We start from the raw sequence: 16,258 nt of genomic DNA on the forward strand, positions 1-16,258 counted from the left end.
CGAACCCCGATCGCGCGTTTCGGCAGCTGCGTGCAGCTGCCGAACGCCGCCAGCGCGCGCTGCAATCTGCGCCCGCCATGTCTCCACTCCCGGAAGTCCGCCATGAATCCTTGTCTGCGCCATCGCTTGGTTCACTTGTTCGCCGGCTTGCTGCTGGCTGGCCTGATGCTGCTGTGCGGCGTCGTCCAGGCCACCGACCACCCCGCCGGGCACGAGCAACCCGATCTCGTGCTGCACGGCGAACTGGACGGCACGGACAACCAGACCTATCGCACGCTCCCGTTCGACGTGCCCGCCGGCAGCAGCCGGATCACCGTGCAGTTCGACTACAGCGGGCATGATGACGAGCACACCACGATCGATCTGGGCCTGCTCGGGCCGGACGGCTTCCACGGCCAGGACGGCTTTCGCGGCTGGAGCGGCGGATCGAAGAAGCTGTTCACCGTTTCCGCCACCGATGCCACGCCATCGTTCCTGCCAGGAGCGATCCGGGCAGGCCGCTGGAGCTTGCTGCTCGGCGTCCCGAATATCCGCAAGGGCAGCCGTTCGCGCTACACCGCGAAGCTGTGGTTTGGCCGTCCAGATGACCCGGCATGGGAACCGGCCGTGCTGAACCCGCCGCTGCGCCGCGAAGCCGGATGGTACCGGGGCGACCTGCACATGCACACCGCGCACAGCGACGGCAGTTGCCCCAGCCAGAACGGACAGCGCGTTCCCTGCCCGCTATTTCTCACCGTCGAGGCGGCGGTGAAGCAGGGCCTGGATTTCATCGCGATCACCGACCACAACACGGTGTCGCAGGCGAACGCGATGCGCGAGCTGCAGCCGTATTTTGACCGCATGTTATTGATCCCCGGCCGTGAGATCACCACCTTCAGCGGCCATGCCAACCTGTTCGGCAGCACCGCGCCGGTGGATTTCCGCATCGACGGCCGCCAGGTGAAGGACTGGAACGCCTTGTTGAAGCAGATCGCGCCGCTGCATGGACTGCTCTCGATCAATCACGCGATCCGACCCAGCGGCGAGAGCTGCATGGGCTGCGGCTGGACGGCCAAGCCACCGATAGACATGGCCGGAGTGCAGGCCGTCGAGATCGTCAACGATGGCGATGCCGGCACGCCGCTCTCCGGCATGCCGTTCTGGGAGCAGCAGCTGGCCCGCGGCTACCGGCTCACCGGCATCGGCGGCAGCGACAACCACGATGCCTCACTGACCGTGGCGCGGCCCGGCTCCAGCCTGATCGGCCGGCCGACCACGGTGGTGCATGCCGCGCAGCTGTCGATGCCGGCGATCCTGGCCGGCATCCGCGCCGGCCATGTGTTCGTCGACGTGGAAGGCAGCCGCGACCGCCTGCTTGAACTCGCCGCAAGCAGCGGCCAGCAGCGGGCCGTGATGGGCGAGATCCTGCGTGCCGCCGCCGGCGTGCGCGTGCACTTCGAGGCGCATGTCGTCCATGTGCCGGCGGCGCGTCTGCAAGTGCTGCTCGACGGCCAACCCTTCGCATCCGCGGTCGATGCCGCCATCGACGGCGCCGACCAGCGCATCGGCTTCGATTGGAACAGCGATGGTCGACCGCACCGGCTGCGGGTGGAAGTCCGCGACCCCAGCGGCAAGCCGTTGCTGATCGGCAATCCGGTCTATCTCAATCTCCCGGGCCACTGACCCGCGGCGACGGTGCGCGCGCCAGCGCCCACACATCCACCCGCTGCACGCCGGCGCGCCGAACCACGCGAGCGCATTCGGCCAGGGTGGCACCGGTGGTCATCACATCGTCGAGGATCGCTACGTGCGCGGGCAGCGCGACGTCCGCACCAAGGACAAACGCGCCACGCATGTTGCGGCGGCGGCCGCGCGCATCGAGCTCGGTTTGCGCGGCGGTCCGGCGAACGCGTTGCAGCGCATCCTGGCGCAGCGGCAACGCAAGTTCGCGCGCCAGCGGACGGGCGAGCTCCAAGGCCTGGTTGTAACCACGCTGGCGCAGCCGGCTGCGATGCAAGGGCACCGTCAGCAGCAACTGCGGCAGTTCGACCGGACAAGGCTCGCATCGCCACAGCGTCGACAGCACGCGGCCGGCGGCCAGGTCGGCGCCGAACTTGTAGCGCGCTTCCAGGCGATCCAGCGGCCAGCCATAGCGGAACGGTGCCCACGCCGCTTCCCACGGCGGCGTGCGGCGCTGGCACTCGCCGCAGCACGCTGCCGGTGTCGCCAGCGGCAAGGCGCAGCGCGCGCAGCAACTGCGGTTGCGCGGCAGCTCGGCCGCGCAATCGGCACACAGGTCGAGACCCTCGGTGCCGGCGGCGCCGCACAGCAGGCAGCGCCAGGGCAGCACGAAATGCCGCAACCGGCGCCACGATGTCATCAGCGCATCCATGCGCATCTCCGCTCAGGGCCGCGGCTTGTACAGCGCAGCGTCGAGGATCGACCACAGGTGGATCAACCAGCCCAGCAGCACGATCCACAGCACGGCGGCCAGCACGAACATGACGATCGCCATCAGCAGTCGCCCCTGCACCAGCTGGCCGAGTCCCGGGATAAAGAAACTGCAGATGGCCGCGAGCACGTTGCCGCTGCTGCCTTGTCCTTCACTCATGCTGGTCTGCTCCATGTCGCCGTCGTCGATGGGGCGATGGTAATGGTTAGGCTGCGTTTCCGCCTTCGTCAACTTGATATCAACACATCGAGTTGACACTACCCTGAGCGACTTCCACACTCTCGCGCTTCATGCACCGGAGTTGCCGTTCCATGCCCGACACTGCCACCCGCCACGACTGGACCCGCGCCGAAGTGGCTGCCCTGTTCGCGTTGCCGTTCAACGAGCTGCTGCATCGCGCGCACTCGGTGCATCGCGAACATCACGATCCGAACGCGGTGCAGGTATCCACCCTGCTGTCGATCAAGACCGGCGGCTGCCCCGAGGACTGCGCCTACTGCCCGCAGGCGGCGCGCTACGACACCGGCGTGCAGGCGCAAAAGCTGATGAGCGTGGAGGCGGTGCTGGAACGCGCGCAGGCGGCGAAGGATGCCGGCGCCAGCCGCTTCTGCATGGGCGCGGCGTGGCGCGGGCCGAAGGATCGCGACGTGCTGAAGGTGGCCGAGATCGTCCGCGCGGTGAAGGGCCTCGGCCTGGAAACCTGCGCCACGCTGGGCATGCTGAGCGGCGCGCAGGCCGACACCTTGAAGTCCGCCGGGCTCGATTACTACAACCACAACCTCGACACCGCACCGGAGTTCTACGGCGAAGTGATCCATACCCGCCAGTACCAGGATCGACTCGACACGCTGGAGCACGTGCGCCACGCCGGCATGAAGACCTGCTGCGGCGGCATCGTCGGCATGGGCGAATCGCGCGACCAGCGCGCCGGTCTGTTGCAGACGCTGGCCACGCTGCCGGAGCACCCGCAGTCGGTGCCGATCAACCAGCTGGTGCAGGTCGAAGGCACGCCGCTCAATGGCATCGAGGCGCTGGATCCATTCGAGTTCGTGCGCACGATCGCGGTGGCGCGACTGCTGATGCCGGCCTCGATGGTGCGGCTGTCGGCCGGCCGCCAGCAGATGGACGATGCGGTGCAGGCGCTGTGCTTCTTCGCCGGTGCCAACTCGATCTTCTACGGCGAAAAGCTGTTGACCACCGGCAACCCCGACGTGGAACACGATCGCGCGCTGTTCCGCCGGCTCGACCTGCATCCGCTGCAAGTGGTCGAGGAAAGCAGCACCGTGCATGCGGATATCCTCGAAACGGATGCGGCTGGCTGTGGGCAAGGCTGTGGTTGCAGCGCCGCGGCCTGACCTGCTCGAACGCCTGGCCGTCCAGACGGCCAAACGTTCCGGCGATCACCTGTTGCGCCGGCTGCGCACGATCGATCGCGCCGACGGGCCGTGGCTCGACGTCGGCAACGGGCGCCTGCTGTCGTTCTGCAGCAACGACTACCTGGGACTGGCGCAGCATCCGCAGCTGGTCGCCGCGCTCACTCGCGCCGCCAGGGAACACGGCGTGGGCAGCACCTCGGCCCATCTGATCTGCGGCCACCGCGCCGAACATGCCGAACTGGAGGAAGCGCTGGCGGTGTGGACCGGGCGCGAACGCGCGCTGCTGTTCTCCACCGGCTACATGGCCAACCTCGGCGTGCTGCAGGCGTTGCTGGCGCGCGGCGATATCTGCGTGCAGGACAAGCTCAACCACGCCTGCCTGCTCGATGGCGCGAAACTCAGCGGCGCCGAACTGAAGCGCTATCCGCATGCGGACGTTGAAGCTGCCACGCGACAACTGGCCGCCAGCCCCGATGCCGCCGCATTGCTGGCCACCGATGGCGTGTTCAGCATGGATGGCGATGTCGCGCCGCTGCGTGAACTGGCGGCCTTGTGTGCCCGTGAGCGCGCCACCTTGCTGGTCGATGATGCGCACGGTCTCGGCGTGCTCGGCGAGCATGGTGCCGGCAGCGTTAGCGCCGCCGACCTCGGCCAGCATGAAGTACCGTTGCTGATGGCCACACTGGGCAAGGCGCTCGGCTGCATGGGCGCCTTCGTGGCCGGCCCGGCCGCGCTGATCGAGGGCCTGATCCAGTTCGCACGTCCCTACATCTACACCACCGCGATGCCGCCGGCGCTGGCCGCCGCCGCACTGGAGGCGGTGCAGTTGGCGCAGGTCGAGGGGTGGCGTCGCGAGAAGCTGTTCGCACTGATAGCGCGCTTCCGCCGCGGCGCCACTGAACTGGGCCTGCCACTGGCCGTATCCGCCAGCGCGATCCAGCCATTGCTGCTGGGCAGTGCCGATGCGGCGCTGGCTGCGGCGCAGGCGCTGGAGCGGCACGGGCTGCTGGTCAGCGCGATCCGCCCACCCACCGTGCCGCCGGGCCAGGCGCGCTTGCGCATCACGCTGTCCGCGGCGCACGAGGAAGCCCATGTCGACCGCTTGCTGGGAGCGCTGGAAACACTGCGTCTGCCGACAGCACACCAGGCCACGCCGGGCGACCACGTATAATCGCCGCCTGCTCCGCCGATTCTCCCGCATGTCGATCGTCAACATCTCCGCCTACAAGTTCATCAGCCTGGACGACCTGCCCGCGCTGCGCGATCGGCTGCGCGAACGCTGCGAGTCGCTGGCGCTGAAGGGCACGATCCTGCTGGCACCGGAAGGCATCAACCTGTTCCTCGTCGGCAGCCGCGCAGCCATCGACGGCTTCATGACCGTGCTGCATGGGGATCCGCGCTTCGCCGATATCGAGCCGAAGGAGTCGCTGTCCGACGAGGTGCCGTTCGGCCGCATGCGGGTGCGCCTGAAGCAGGAAATCATCACCATGCGGCTGCCGACGATTCGGCCCGAAGGAGGTCGCGCACCGGCGGTGGACGCACCCACGCTGCAGCGCTGGCTGGATCAGGGCCACGATGACGACGGTCGCGAAGTCGTGTTGCTGGATACACGCAACGACTACGAAGTCGACGTGGGCAAGTTCCCGCAGGCGGTGGATTACCACATCGCCAGCTTCACCGAGTTTCCCGCCGCGATCGCCGCCGACCGCGCGCGCTACGAGGGCAAGACCATCGTGTCGTACTGCACCGGCGGCATTCGCTGCGAGAAGGCCGCGCTGCACATGCAGGATCTCGGCATGCCGCACGTCTACCAGCTCGAAGGCGGCATCCTGAAATATCTGGAACAGACTGACGGCACGCACTGGCACGGCGATTGTTTCGTGTTCGACGGACGCGTTGCGGTGGACAGCGCGCTGACGCCGGCCGGCATCCCGATGCCCGCACCACGCGCCAGGGACAAGGATTCCGGCGCATGAGCCTGTACATGGAGACGCGTGGCCACGGCCCGGTGCCGATGGTGCTGCTGCACGGCTGGGCGATGCACGGCGGCGTACTGGCGCCGCTGGTCGAGGCGCTGGAAGAACACTGCACGATGTACGTGGTCGACCTGCCCGGCCATGGCTACTCGCGCGATTGCGGGCTGCCGCTGGAACCGCACGCGTGTGCCGCGGCGATTGCCAGGATCACGCCACCGGCAATCTGGCTCGGCTGGTCGCTGGGTGGGATCGTCGCGCTGACCGCCGCGCTGGAGATGCCGCAGCAGGTGCGTGGCCTGGCGATGCTGTGCGCCACACCGAAGTTCGTGCGCGACGCCGGCTGGTCGTTCGGCGCCGACGGCAAGCTGGTGCATCAGCTCGCCACCGACCTGGAAACCGATTATCACGCCACCATCGAGCGCTTCCTCGCGCTGGAGGCGATGGGCAGTGCCGATCCACGTGCCGAACTGCGCCATCTGCGCACGCTGGTGTTTGCCCGCGGCGAACCGGATCTGCGCGTGTTGCAGGAAGGCATCCGTATCCTCGAAAACGCCGATCGCCGCGCCGCGTTGCCCGACCTCCGTGTGCCGAGCGCGTGGATCAGCGGCCGACGCGACCGGCTGGTACCGCCGCAGGCCATGCAGTGGTCGGCCAGTCAGTGCGACGGCAGCCATGCCGAAATTCAGCAGGCCGGTCACGCACCGTTCTTCGGCCATGCCGACGCGGTCGTGCAAGCACTGCAACCCTTGCTGGCATCCACCCACGCGATGAGCCCGCTACGATGAGCCCGACCTGATGGATACGTTCCACCTCGATCAACAGCTGGTGCGCCGTCACTTCGGCCGCGCCGCCAAAAGCTACGAACAACATGACGTGTTGCAACGTGAAGTGCAGGCGGCCCTGCTCGAGCGTCTGGACTTCTATACGCAGACACCGCAGCGCGTGATCGACGTGGGCGCCGGCACCGGCCGCGGCAGCGCGTTGCTCAAGCAACGCTATGCGAAGGCCGAAGTAATCGCCGTCGATCTGGCGCTGCCGATGCTGCGCACGGCGAAGCAGCACAGCAGCTGGCTGAAACCGTTCATCCGCATCTGCGCCGAAGCGACATCACTGCCGCTGGCCGACCACAGCGTGGACGTGCTGCATTCCAACCTGTGCTTCCAGTGGATCGACGACCTGCCCGGGCTGTTCGGTGAATGCGTGCGCGTGCTGAAGCCGGGCGGCCTGCTGGCGTTCTCGACGTTCGGCCCGGACACCTTGAAAGAGCTGCGCGCCGCCTGGGCCGAGGCCGACCAGCAGCCGCACGTCAGCCGCTTCCTCGACATGCACGACGTCGGCGACGCCATGCTCAACGCCGGCCTGCGCGATCCGGTGCTGGACGTGTTCCGCTACACGCTGACCTACAGCGAACCGCGCAAGCTGCTCGAAGAGCTGCAGGGTCTGGGCGCCACCAACGCCGACCGCGCGCGCGAACGCGGCCTCACCGGCAAGTCACGCTACCAGCGCATGCTCGCCGCCTACGAGGCGATGCGCGTGGACGAGCGCATTCCGGCAACGTGGGAAGTCGTCACCGCGCATGCCTGGGGTCCGCCTGTCGGCCAGCCGCGGCGGGGTTCCGACGGCGGCGAGATCGCCAGCTTCTCGATCGACAGCCTGCGCGGATCGCGACGCAAATAGCGGGGTTCATTCCGTCGCGGCAACGAAGATCTTCGGCACGTTGGCATCGATCCAGCCGGTGATGAACACCTCCAGCCCCACCCGCGGCGGCACCGCGATGCCCGCGTCACGAACAAACGCGGCGGCCGCCGTGATGAATGACTGCTTCGACTGGCTGGACGCCCGCCGGGCCGCTGCCTGCTGCTGCCGTAGTTGAACGATATGCGGCGATGGCTGACCCGGCCGGGCGAACTTCTGGTAACGACGCAGCTCATCAGCCACCACGCCCGTATCGAACGATGCCTGCCACACGGCCTGTCGCGCCTGCAGCAGCTGGATCAATGACGCCGTCGCCAGCTGGCCGGTTTCGTCCACGGCCATCAGCACACGTGCCAGCGGCGCCGGCAACGGCGGCCGTGCGCCGACGCAGACAGATGCACCAAGCGACTCCAGCTGGCTGAGGAAGCCCGCGTGGGGGAAGGACTTCGGTGCGTCCATGGGTTGCCTGAGGTTGGGGAGCGCTGACGATACGTCCTTCACCGTCGGCATGCCATGACGCCGCGCATGCGCCGCCATTGACCCCGGCAACGATGCTGCCCACGCAACCCGATTCACCATAGAATTCCCGCACATCGCGGACGTCCTCCGCTGCAGGTCATGGCCTGCGCGCGGCAACGGGCGTCTCCCACATCATGGTGTTCCACCGGCCTTGCCTGCAGGAGACTGATGATCGAGCTGGAAATCCAGGGCCTCTCGCCAACTCGGGAAGGCCTGCTGATCGAAGTCGGCCGGTTCGTGATGGCCCACGGATTCACCCTGCAGCGGCAACGGCTGGTGCAGGACCACCACGGGATTCTGCTGACGATGGTCGTGCGCGGCCCGTCGCGTGGAAGGAAAGCACTGGAAGCCGCACTGGGCGCGTACGAGCGCTTCATCAGCTTCCAGATGTTCCCCTTTGTCGACGGCGAGCCGAAGCCGCATTTCGCAGCGTCGCTGCCGCGGATGGCGTACACGCCGCCGCCGGCACCACCCGTGGCTGCGCCCGCACCGCCGCCCGTCACCGCGTCCGCGACATCGCCGACAGACACTCCGACAAAGGCCGCCGCAAGCGCGTCGCCCGACGCGCCGGAACCGCGGCAAGCACCAGCCGCGGAGCCGGACTTCGAATTCATCCAGCCCACACCGCGACCACCCGCAGCGGCGCCCGCCGCCGTGGCCGCGACACCGTTCGTCGACTTGGTTCCACTGGGACCGGACGAGCCAGCCGTCGAAAAAGTGCTGCGCGCGCTGGAATACGACTACCCGAAGATCGTGCCGCAGCTGCTGGCACTGCAGCAGTCCGTGGCCGAGGCGGCGCGCGAGTCATCGCTGGCGCTGGCAGGCAAGCGCACGGGGAGCTGGGTATTCCGGAGCGAATACCTGCTGGATGATGGCCTCGACCTGCGCGAAGCGATCGAACGCATCGGCGTACCTGCATTGCACGCGCTGGTCGAAGTCGATCAGCAGGGCACCCAGCTGCACATCCACGACAGCCCGCTGTGCGCCCAGGATGGGCATTCCGGCTGCAGCTTCTTCGGCGGCTTCCTGGAGGGTTTGCTGGGACCTGCCATCGCGCCGGGCAGCATGTCGATCTTCCCGGTGTGTTGCCGCAGCTACGGTGCCGACGCATGCGTGTTGGAACTGTCGGATTGAGTGGCTTGGCGTCGCTGCGAAAGGCGCAGGACAAACATTGCTCGCGAATAGGCCGACGGCTTTGCTGTATTGATTGGGGCCTGGTTGCTTGAATTATTCGAAGCCTCGCCCGAGCATCGTTTCCATCGTACGAACAGCCGCATCCTCCAGGAACATCGGCCATGCCCAGACATCTCGTTGTCCTGATGCTCCTTGCATTCCCGCTGTTCGCCCAGGCAGCGCAAGCGCAAGCGGCGCTCATCCCGCAGCCGAGCCGGATCGAGGCAGGCCACGGCAGCTTCGTGTTGGACCGCAACGTGCGCATCGATGCGCCGGCCGGACGACGCGCGCAGGAAATCGCCGCCTTCCTGCGCGATCGCATCCGTGAGGACAGCGGCATCGCGCTGCGGATAGGCGCCGCCACCAGACAGCCGCGCATCCAACTGCGCATCGACCCTTCCGTGCAAGGCGAGGAGGCCTACCGGCTGACCGTGACGCCGCAGCGCGTCGTGATCGCGGCGGCCGACGATCGCGGCCTGTTCTGGGGCGTGCAGACGCTGTGGCAGCTGCTGCCGCCCGGGCATCACGCCACCACGCTCGCCATCCCCGCCGTGCACATCGACGACGCACCGCGCTACGCCTGGCGCGGCGTGATGCTGGACGCGGCACGGCACTTCATCCCGGTGGCGCTGGTCAAGCAGCAGATCGACCTGCTCTCGCGCTACAAGCTCAACGTGCTGCACTGGCATCTGACCGACGACCAGGGCTGGCGCATCGAGATACGCAAGTACCCCAAGCTCACCAGCGTCGGCGCGTGGCGCACCGAGGCCGACGGCAGTCGCAGCGGCGGCTTCTACACGCAGCAGGACATCCGCGACGTGGTCGAGTACGCGCGCCAGCGCAACGTGATGGTGGTGCCGGAGATCGAGATGCCGGGACACGCCTCGGCAGCGGTCGTCGCCTATCCGTCGCTGTCCTGTCCGAAGCAGCCGATCGTGGTGCCCGCCACCTGGGGCGTCTTTACCGACATTTATTGCGCCGGCGACGAGGCGACCTTCGCCTTCCTGCACGACGTGCTCGACGAAGTAGCCGCGCTGTTCCCCGCGCCGTACATCCACATTGGCGGCGACGAGGTGCCCAAGCAGCAGTGGACGCAGAGCACGTCGTCGCAGCAGCGCATGCATGACGAACACTTGGCCGACGTCGAGGCGCTGCAGAGCTGGTTCGTCCAGCGCATCCAGCGCGACCTCGAAGCGCGCGGCAAGACCCTGGTCGGCTGGGACGAGATCCTCGAAGGCGGCGCCGACCGCAACGCGGTGGTGGAAATGTGGCGCGGCGATGCCGAGGCGGCCAAGGCACTGGCCAACGGCAACCGGCTGATCGTCGCCGGGCCGTTCTACCTGGACACGCCGATCGAAGAGCTCACCACGCAGGACATCTACCGCATCAATCCGTTTGCATCGCCGGCTTTTGCGGGACACCAGGACCAGGTGCTCGGCGCCGAGGCGCCGCTGTGGAGCGAATACGTCACCCCGCGCAATCTGGAAGCGATGCTGTATCCGCGCGTGCTCGCGCTGGCCGAACGCCTGTGGAACCCCGACGTCCACGACTACGCCGATTTCCAGCGGCGACTGCGCGCGCAGTACCCGTGGCTGGACGCGCAGCACATTGCCTACGGCCCGGAAGACCGCGACCTGGTCGATTACAAGCTCGACTACAACCCGGTACAACACCGCTGGCGCCTGCGCGCCGCGCGCGGCTTCGACGACATCGCGCTGCACTACACGACCGACGGCAGCGAACCGAATGCCCAGTCGCCCACGTTCGGCGACGTGCTGGATCGCTATACCGCGGCCACGCTCAAGGTCACGCCTTATCGTCATGGCGTGCCTTATCTGACCAGCCGGATGTTCCCGATGGTGGACAACAAGGCGCTCGGCAAACCGGTGACTTATCTCACCGCTCCCGATGCGCACTACGCCGGCACTGCAACCCAGCTGGTCGACGGCGTCATTGGCAGCAGCGACGACTACAACGACGGCTTGTGGGTCGGCTGGCGCGGCAGCGACCTCGCCGCCACCATCGACCTGCTGCCTGCTACACCGTTCCACAGCATCCAGGTGCGCTTCCTGCAGCAAAGCGGTTCCTGGGCGCTGCTTCCCAGGCTCGTCACCTTCGCCGTGTCGGATGACGGCAAGAGCTGGCGCACGCTGCAGTCCACGCCGATTGACGTCCAGCCGATGGATCTTCGCGTGATGGTCCGCACCGTGCGCTTCGACGCCGCCACGCCGGTGACCGCCCGCTACCTGCGCGTCACCGCGCAGAACTACGGTCTGCTTCCCGTGGGCCACGAGGGCGCGGGGAAGCCGGCGTTCCTGTTCACCGACGAGATCCTGGTGCAGTGAAACTCGCGAATGGCTTTCGCTGGCGCGGTGATGATGGCCCAGGCGCAGGGAGCCGTGGGCGCTCAGCCCATCAGACCTTTCCCTCATCCAGCAGCTCACGGATGCGCTTCAGCGTCGACTGAATTGCAGCCTTGAACCCTTGGTCGCTGTCCATCCACGCCTGGGCGGCCTGTTCCTCGGGGCCATGGGCTGCCTTGCCACGCAGACCCAGATAGCAATAGAAGCGGAGTTGCAGATCGCCGTTCTCGTCCTCGAAGAGTTCGTTGATGATCACGCCCTCTCGCGGGCTCGTCACCTGGAAGAAGGTGATCTTCGTTTCTGCGTCGAAGGTGATGATCTCGGTAACGTCGTCGCCCAGGATGGTCGCCTCGCGCAGCCAGTGCGAGTCGCTCTCTTCGACGATCTCGCAGCGAGTGCACTCATCGGGCGGGAAGAAGAGTTTCGCGTCACGGGCCTTTTGACCCAATCCTTCCCACACCTGGGCGCGGGTCAGCCGAGTCTGGCCGGGAGCATTTACCGGCAGCGTGGCAGTTGAGTAAATCATGATGGGTTCCTTGAGCAGGGTGAAGTGGAGGCCGCGTCAGACGGCAGCCGCGATTTCTGCGGCGAAGTCGCGATAGGAGCGCAAGGGACGACCCAGCAGCCGGCTCAGTTGCTCGACGTTGCCGGTCTCGGGAACCATGCCGTCGGTGAGAAAGCGCTCGGCCATCTGGCGCATGTCGTAGGCCATCCACGCAGGCATGAACTGGCGCAGGTTCTGCTCGAAGCCGGCCGTGTCATCGCCGCCGTAGGCAATCGTGCGGTTGAGGGCTTCCGTCCAGATGGCTGCCACTTGCGTGCCGGTCAGCGTGTCCGGGCCGACCAGGTTCATGCGGGTCAGCGCGCTGCCATCCGGTGCCTGGTCGCGGTTGAGCAGCTCGATGGCCGCGATCTCGCCGATATCGCGTGCATCGATCATGGCAAGCCCCTTGCTGCCGATGGGCATGGGATACACGCCGTGCCCCAGCACCACGTCCTTGATCGTCACGTCGTTGTTCATGAAGTAGGCCGGCCGCAGGATGGTAGCGTTGAAACCCATCTGCTCAATCATGCGCTCCACGCCAAACTTGCCCGCGAAGTGCGGCACGTTCACATAGTGGTCGCTGTGGATGACCGAGAGGTAGACGACCCGCTTGACGCCGGCTTCGCGCGCCACGTTGAGGGTGATCAGCGCCTGGGTGAACTCATCGGCCACCACCGCGTTGAGCAGAAAAAGCGTGGAGATGCCCTGGAAGGCACGGCGCAAGGCATCGACATCGAGCAGGTCGCCCTGGACGACCTCCACCCCATCGGGCAGGTTGGCAGCGGCTGGATCGCGGACCAGGGCGCGCACCTTGGCGCCACGCTGGGTGAGTTGCTGGATGACGTGCCGGCCGACATTGCCGGTGGCGCCAGTTACGAGAATGGTCATGGGACTGCTCCGGGTTGGTTTGGAGGCCCTATGGTTGATGATTCGCTGCTGAGCCGATAGCCCATATACTTGGACCACCTGTCTCGCTGGTGGAACACATGGACTTGCTGGCTTTGGCTGACTTCAACCTGGTGGCACGCCATGGCGGCTTCGGCCGGGCGGCCAGGGCGGCTGACCGGCCCAAGGCCACGTTGTCACGGCGGGTAACGGACCTGGAGGCCAGCCTGGGGGTGCGTCTGTTCGAACGTGGCTCCCACGCCCTGAAGCTGACCCAGGAGGGCCGAGCCTTGTTCGAGCGCACCGAAAGCTTGCTCACCGAGGTGGCCGAAGCGGCTACCGCGATCGCTTCGGGAGGCGACAAGCCCCGCGGCAGGCTGCGCGTCAGCGCACCGTTGCTGTTCTCCCAGACCGCCTTGGGCAAACTGTCGGCCGAGTTCGCGCTGCGTTATCCAGAAGTGCGCCTGGAAATTACGACCGAAGATCGGGGTGTGGACATGGTGGAAGAAGGGTATGACCTGGTGATCCGGGTCAATCCTGATCCCAACGAAAATCTGGTCGGGCGCATCCTGCTTCGCGATCGCCTGGTGGCGGTAGCCCGTCCTGATTTGCCAAGGCCGGTGGCAGATGCACCGGTGCCGGCGGTGGTGCGCGTATCCAGCAATCAGTCAGGCTGGGACCTGCGGACCGAAGAGGGTGATGTCCGTGTATCCATTGACCCGATCCTGCGACTGGCTTCACTCATCATGATCCGCGATGCGGTGCGCACCGGGATAGGTGCAGCCATGCTTCCTCTCTCACTGGTGGCCAGCGACCTGCATGCAGGGACGCTTGTGTGCTGGGGCGATGGCAAGGGCCCGCCGATAGAGATCTGGACGCTCTATCCTTCGCGCCGCTTGCTGAGCTCGCGCGTCTCGGCCTTCCTGGAATTCCTGAAAGAGGCCTTTCCGCTGGGACAGCCCGAAGAGCTGGCCGCTTACATCAAAGGCTGAGGATCGTCATCTTGCAGCCCGGCACTCATCTCACCTGGACGTACACCTTCGGTCCCCTTTGATCGGCCGACAACAAGGCGCCGGGCAAACCGGTCACCTACCTCACCGCGCCCGATCCGCACTACGCCGGCACCGCCACGCAACTGGTCGACGGCGTGATCGGCGACGACAACTTCAACGACGGCCTATGGGTGGGCTGGCCTTGTTGGGCCGGCTTACGTTTATGGATGAATTTTTTCGCCACGACTCAGCATGTCGATGAACTGGGAGATCTTCCGTGCACGCGTTTCAGCTCGTTTCACATGCTGAACCCTGAAAAGAATGGCGTACCGGTTTTGGCTATCGAGGGTCGCAAAGAACTGCTTCGCCTTCGGATTCATGTCGAGAGCCTGCTGCAGATCGTCAGGCACCGTCGATGTGCTTGCGGATGAATAGGCGGCATCCCAGCGTCCATCCTGCTTGGCACGATCGACTTCGCGAAGCCCGGTGGGTTGCATCCTTCCGGCCGAAATCAACGCCTCGGCCTTTGCCTTGTTGATCTTCGACCAGAGGCTTTTTGCAGTCCTGGGGGTGAACCGCTGAAGCCAATAGTGCTCGCTTTCAGCTTGCTTTTGGCCATCTATCCAGCCATGACAAAGGGCGCCTTCCACTGCCTGGGCATAAGTAAGCGTTGGCTGCTCCGCAGTTTTTTTAGCCAGGCGCAGCCAGACGCCAGCGACAACCTCTCCATATGAGCCAAGCCATGCTTCCCAGTCTTCCTGACTGGCGAACGTGATCTTGCGGTCGTTCATGCCATACCTGTGTGCGGCTTAGCGCCAGGATTTAAACGTGCCGCGAAGCGGCTTCGGCTTGATGGAATTGTCAGGCCCCTTCGAGCGATACGCCAGCAGGCCATGCTGCCAGCCATTGCAGTGCGGGCCATGCGATGGCGCCATGAACGAACTGTGCGCCATCGTGGTGGTCGACGATTCCGTCAAAGTAGTTGCCCCCACTGGGGTACGACAAGATGGCGCGTTGATGTAATGACCCAGCACTTCCTGCACAGGTCAGGCCGCTAAAGCATAAGCCTCGGCGGGGGTCTTCATGCCCAGCGCCTGATGGGGGCGCCGGTGGTTGTAGAACTGGATCCAGTCGCCAATCACGCGCATCGCGTGCTGCTGTGTTTCGAAGCGATGCCGATGCGCGCACTGCTCCTTCAACGTGCGGATGACACGCTCCACCATGCCGTTCTGCTGTGGGCAATGTGGTGTGATGAATTCCTGCCGCAGGCCATAGCTGCGTACCAGTCGCGTGTAGTGTCGGCTGGTAAAGACCAACGCTGGTCCGGTGCGCTCGCTACCGATGGCAACGCTTCGATGCGCGGCCGCTTGCCCACCGCCCGCTTGCGCACTTGCCAGCCCTGGAGCTGGAAGATCCGTTGCACCGTGTTCTTGTTCATCCGCAACAGGCCGGCCACCGTGCGGTAGCCGAATGATGGCTCCGCTTCGATTAACGCCTTGATCGGTTCAGCCAGTGCCGGCTTGACCTTCGCCGGCGCTTTGGTTGGCCGATAGTAGACGCTGCGCCGCGCCACCCCGAACCAGCGGCACAGCTTCAMCATCGACACGATAAACCCGTCCTCACGCAGTCCCTGCTGGATCGTGACCATCAGGTCTCGTCCTTGCCCAACAGGGACGCCAATTTTTTTCGCGCGCGCAGCTCCAGCATCGCTTCGCCGTAGGCTTCTTGCAGATCCTTCAGCTGCCGCTCGTACTGCTCGCGCACGTCCTCGGGCTTGGCACGAAGGGCGTTTTCCATGCCCCGCTTGCCATCCTCGACCCAGCTCTCGATCTCCGACGGCGGCAGGTCGAACTGACGACTCGCCTCCGATAGCGTGGTCTTGCCCTGGATAATTTCCAGCACCAGCGCCGACTTCCGTCGCGCTGTCCAGCGTTTGATCTCTTCGTCCATTACTGCGCTCATCTGTGTCTCCTCGGAAAGGTAACACCTGAGCAGGAATTCACTGGGTCATTACANTAGGCTTCTTGCAGATCCTTCAGCTGCCGCTCGTACTGCTCGCGCACGTCCTCGGGCTTGGCACGAAGGGCGTTTTCCATGCCCCGCTTGCCATCCTCGACCCAGCTCTCGATCTCCGACGGCGGCAGGTCGAACTGACGACTCGCCTCCGATAGCGTGGTCTTGCCCTGGATAATTTCCAGCACCAGCGCCGACTTCCGTCGCGCTGTCCAGCGTTTGATCTCTTCGTCCATTACTGCGCTCATCTGTGTCTCCTCGGAAAGGTAACACCTGAGCAGGAATTCACTG

19 protein-coding genes are annotated in these 16,258 nt (G+C 65.8%); 9 read left to right on the forward strand and 10 right to left on the reverse strand.

Going from position 1 to position 16,258, the window contains the following annotated elements:
- Positions 1-102 precede the first annotated feature (102 nt).
- Complete coding sequence (locus tag EAH75_RS12840; RefSeq protein ID WP_140648685.1) at positions 103-1,662, forward strand: CehA/McbA family metallohydrolase; 1,560 nt, start codon at positions 103-105, stop codon at positions 1,660-1,662.
- Here the strand turns inward: EAH75_RS12840 and EAH75_RS12845 are convergent.
- Positions 1,643-2,371, reverse strand: coding sequence for a ComF family protein (locus tag EAH75_RS12845; protein ID WP_193557764.1), 729 nt, complete (start codon positions 2,369-2,371; stop codon positions 1,643-1,645). The genes EAH75_RS12840 and EAH75_RS12845 overlap by 20 nt on opposite strands.
- A gap of 12 nt (positions 2,372-2,383) precedes the next feature.
- The gene (locus tag EAH75_RS12850; protein ID WP_140648683.1) at positions 2,384-2,590 is read right to left on the reverse strand and encodes a hypothetical protein; all 207 of its coding nucleotides are present in this window, start codon (positions 2,588-2,590) and stop codon (positions 2,384-2,386) included.
- 152 nt (positions 2,591-2,742) lie between these two features.
- Here EAH75_RS12850 and bioB point away from each other — a divergent pair, with 152 nt between their 5' ends.
- The 5 genes from bioB to bioC are packed head-to-tail and all read left to right on the forward strand — an operon-like array spanning position 2,743 to position 7,460.
- Positions 2,743-3,786 carry a biotin synthase BioB gene (bioB, locus tag EAH75_RS12855; protein ID WP_140648682.1) on the forward strand — a complete coding sequence of 348 codons (1,044 nt, stop codon included), beginning with the start codon at positions 2,743-2,745 and terminating at the stop codon, positions 3,784-3,786.
- Complete coding sequence (gene bioF / locus EAH75_RS12860; RefSeq protein ID WP_140648681.1) at positions 3,740-4,978, forward strand: 8-amino-7-oxononanoate synthase; 1,239 nt, start codon at positions 3,740-3,742, stop codon at positions 4,976-4,978. The genes bioB and bioF overlap by 47 nt, the downstream gene beginning before the upstream one ends.
- A 28-nt stretch (positions 4,979-5,006) precedes the next feature.
- Positions 5,007-5,783 carry a sulfurtransferase gene (locus EAH75_RS12865; protein WP_140805714.1) on the forward strand — a complete coding sequence of 259 codons (777 nt, stop codon included), beginning with the start codon at positions 5,007-5,009 and terminating at the stop codon, positions 5,781-5,783.
- Entirely contained in the window at positions 5,780-6,568 is a 789-nt protein-coding gene (gene bioH, locus EAH75_RS12870; RefSeq protein WP_140805716.1) for a pimeloyl-ACP methyl ester esterase BioH, read from the forward strand. Before EAH75_RS12865 ends, bioH begins: the two co-directional genes overlap by 4 nt.
- Positions 6,569-6,578: 10 nt before the next feature.
- The gene (gene bioC, locus EAH75_RS12875) at positions 6,579-7,460 is read left to right on the forward strand and encodes a malonyl-ACP O-methyltransferase BioC (protein ID WP_140648678.1); all 882 of its coding nucleotides are present in this window, start codon (positions 6,579-6,581) and stop codon (positions 7,458-7,460) included.
- Positions 7,461-7,466: 6 nt separating this feature from the next.
- On the opposite strand, the gene EAH75_RS12880 is transcribed toward bioC, so the two are convergent.
- Entirely contained in the window at positions 7,467-7,937 is a 471-nt protein-coding gene (locus EAH75_RS12880) for a hypothetical protein (protein ID WP_140648677.1), read from the reverse strand.
- A 228-nt stretch (positions 7,938-8,165) separates the two neighbouring features.
- On the opposite strand from EAH75_RS12880, the gene EAH75_RS12885 reads away from it, so the two are divergent.
- Both EAH75_RS12885 and EAH75_RS12890 read left to right on the forward strand, forming a co-directional pair.
- Positions 8,166-9,131 (forward strand): hypothetical protein, encoded by a 966-nt coding sequence (locus EAH75_RS12885; protein ID WP_140805718.1) that lies wholly within the window; start codon positions 8,166-8,168, stop codon positions 9,129-9,131.
- 161 nt (positions 9,132-9,292) lie between these two features.
- The gene (locus EAH75_RS12890; protein WP_140805720.1) at positions 9,293-11,515 is read left to right on the forward strand and encodes a glycoside hydrolase family 20 protein; all 2,223 of its coding nucleotides are present in this window, start codon (positions 9,293-9,295) and stop codon (positions 11,513-11,515) included.
- Positions 11,516-11,585: 70 nt separating this feature from the next.
- Here EAH75_RS12890 and EAH75_RS12895 read toward each other — a convergent pair whose 3' ends face one another.
- Both EAH75_RS12895 and EAH75_RS12900 read right to left on the reverse strand, forming a co-directional pair.
- Positions 11,586-12,059, reverse strand: coding sequence for an AtaL-like protein (locus tag EAH75_RS12895; protein ID WP_140648674.1), 474 nt, complete (start codon positions 12,057-12,059; stop codon positions 11,586-11,588).
- 36 nt (positions 12,060-12,095) lie between these two features.
- On the reverse strand, positions 12,096-12,965 hold the full coding sequence (locus EAH75_RS12900) for an SDR family oxidoreductase (protein ID WP_140805722.1): 870 nt from the start codon (positions 12,963-12,965) through the stop codon (positions 12,096-12,098).
- 98 nt (positions 12,966-13,063) lie between these two features.
- Between EAH75_RS12900 and EAH75_RS12905 the strand changes: the two genes are divergently transcribed.
- Entirely contained in the window at positions 13,064-13,954 is an 891-nt protein-coding gene (locus EAH75_RS12905) for a LysR family transcriptional regulator (protein WP_140805724.1), read from the forward strand.
- Between the two features lie 221 nt (positions 13,955-14,175).
- Here the strand turns inward: EAH75_RS12905 and EAH75_RS12910 are convergent, their stop codons facing one another.
- The 5 genes from EAH75_RS12910 to EAH75_RS12925 form a co-directional block, all read right to left on the reverse strand.
- Positions 14,176-14,745, reverse strand: coding sequence for a YdeI/OmpD-associated family protein (locus tag EAH75_RS12910; RefSeq protein ID WP_140805726.1), 570 nt, complete (start codon positions 14,743-14,745; stop codon positions 14,176-14,178).
- 255 nt (positions 14,746-15,000) lie between these two features.
- Complete coding sequence (locus EAH75_RS19945) at positions 15,001-15,177, reverse strand: integrase core domain-containing protein (RefSeq protein WP_241668942.1); 177 nt, start codon at positions 15,175-15,177, stop codon at positions 15,001-15,003.
- Positions 15,150-15,602 carry a hypothetical protein gene (locus EAH75_RS12915; protein ID WP_241668943.1) on the reverse strand — a complete coding sequence of 151 codons (453 nt, stop codon included), beginning with the start codon at positions 15,600-15,602 and terminating at the stop codon, positions 15,150-15,152. Before EAH75_RS12915 ends, EAH75_RS19945 begins: the two co-directional genes overlap by 28 nt.
- The gene (locus tag EAH75_RS12920) at positions 15,602-15,916 is read right to left on the reverse strand and encodes a DUF1153 domain-containing protein (RefSeq protein WP_140648593.1); all 315 of its coding nucleotides are present in this window, start codon (positions 15,914-15,916) and stop codon (positions 15,602-15,604) included. The genes EAH75_RS12915 and EAH75_RS12920 overlap by 1 nt, the downstream gene beginning before the upstream one ends.
- Positions 15,913-16,215 (reverse strand): DUF1153 domain-containing protein, encoded by a 303-nt coding sequence (locus EAH75_RS12925; RefSeq protein ID WP_140648592.1) that lies wholly within the window; start codon positions 16,213-16,215, stop codon positions 15,913-15,915. Before EAH75_RS12925 ends, EAH75_RS12920 begins: the two co-directional genes overlap by 4 nt.
- Positions 16,216-16,258: the final 43 nt, after the last annotated feature.

This window comes from Rhodanobacter glycinis (genome assembly GCF_006438785.1).
Classification (GTDB): Bacteria; Pseudomonadota; Gammaproteobacteria; order Xanthomonadales; family Rhodanobacteraceae; genus Rhodanobacter; species Rhodanobacter glycinis_A.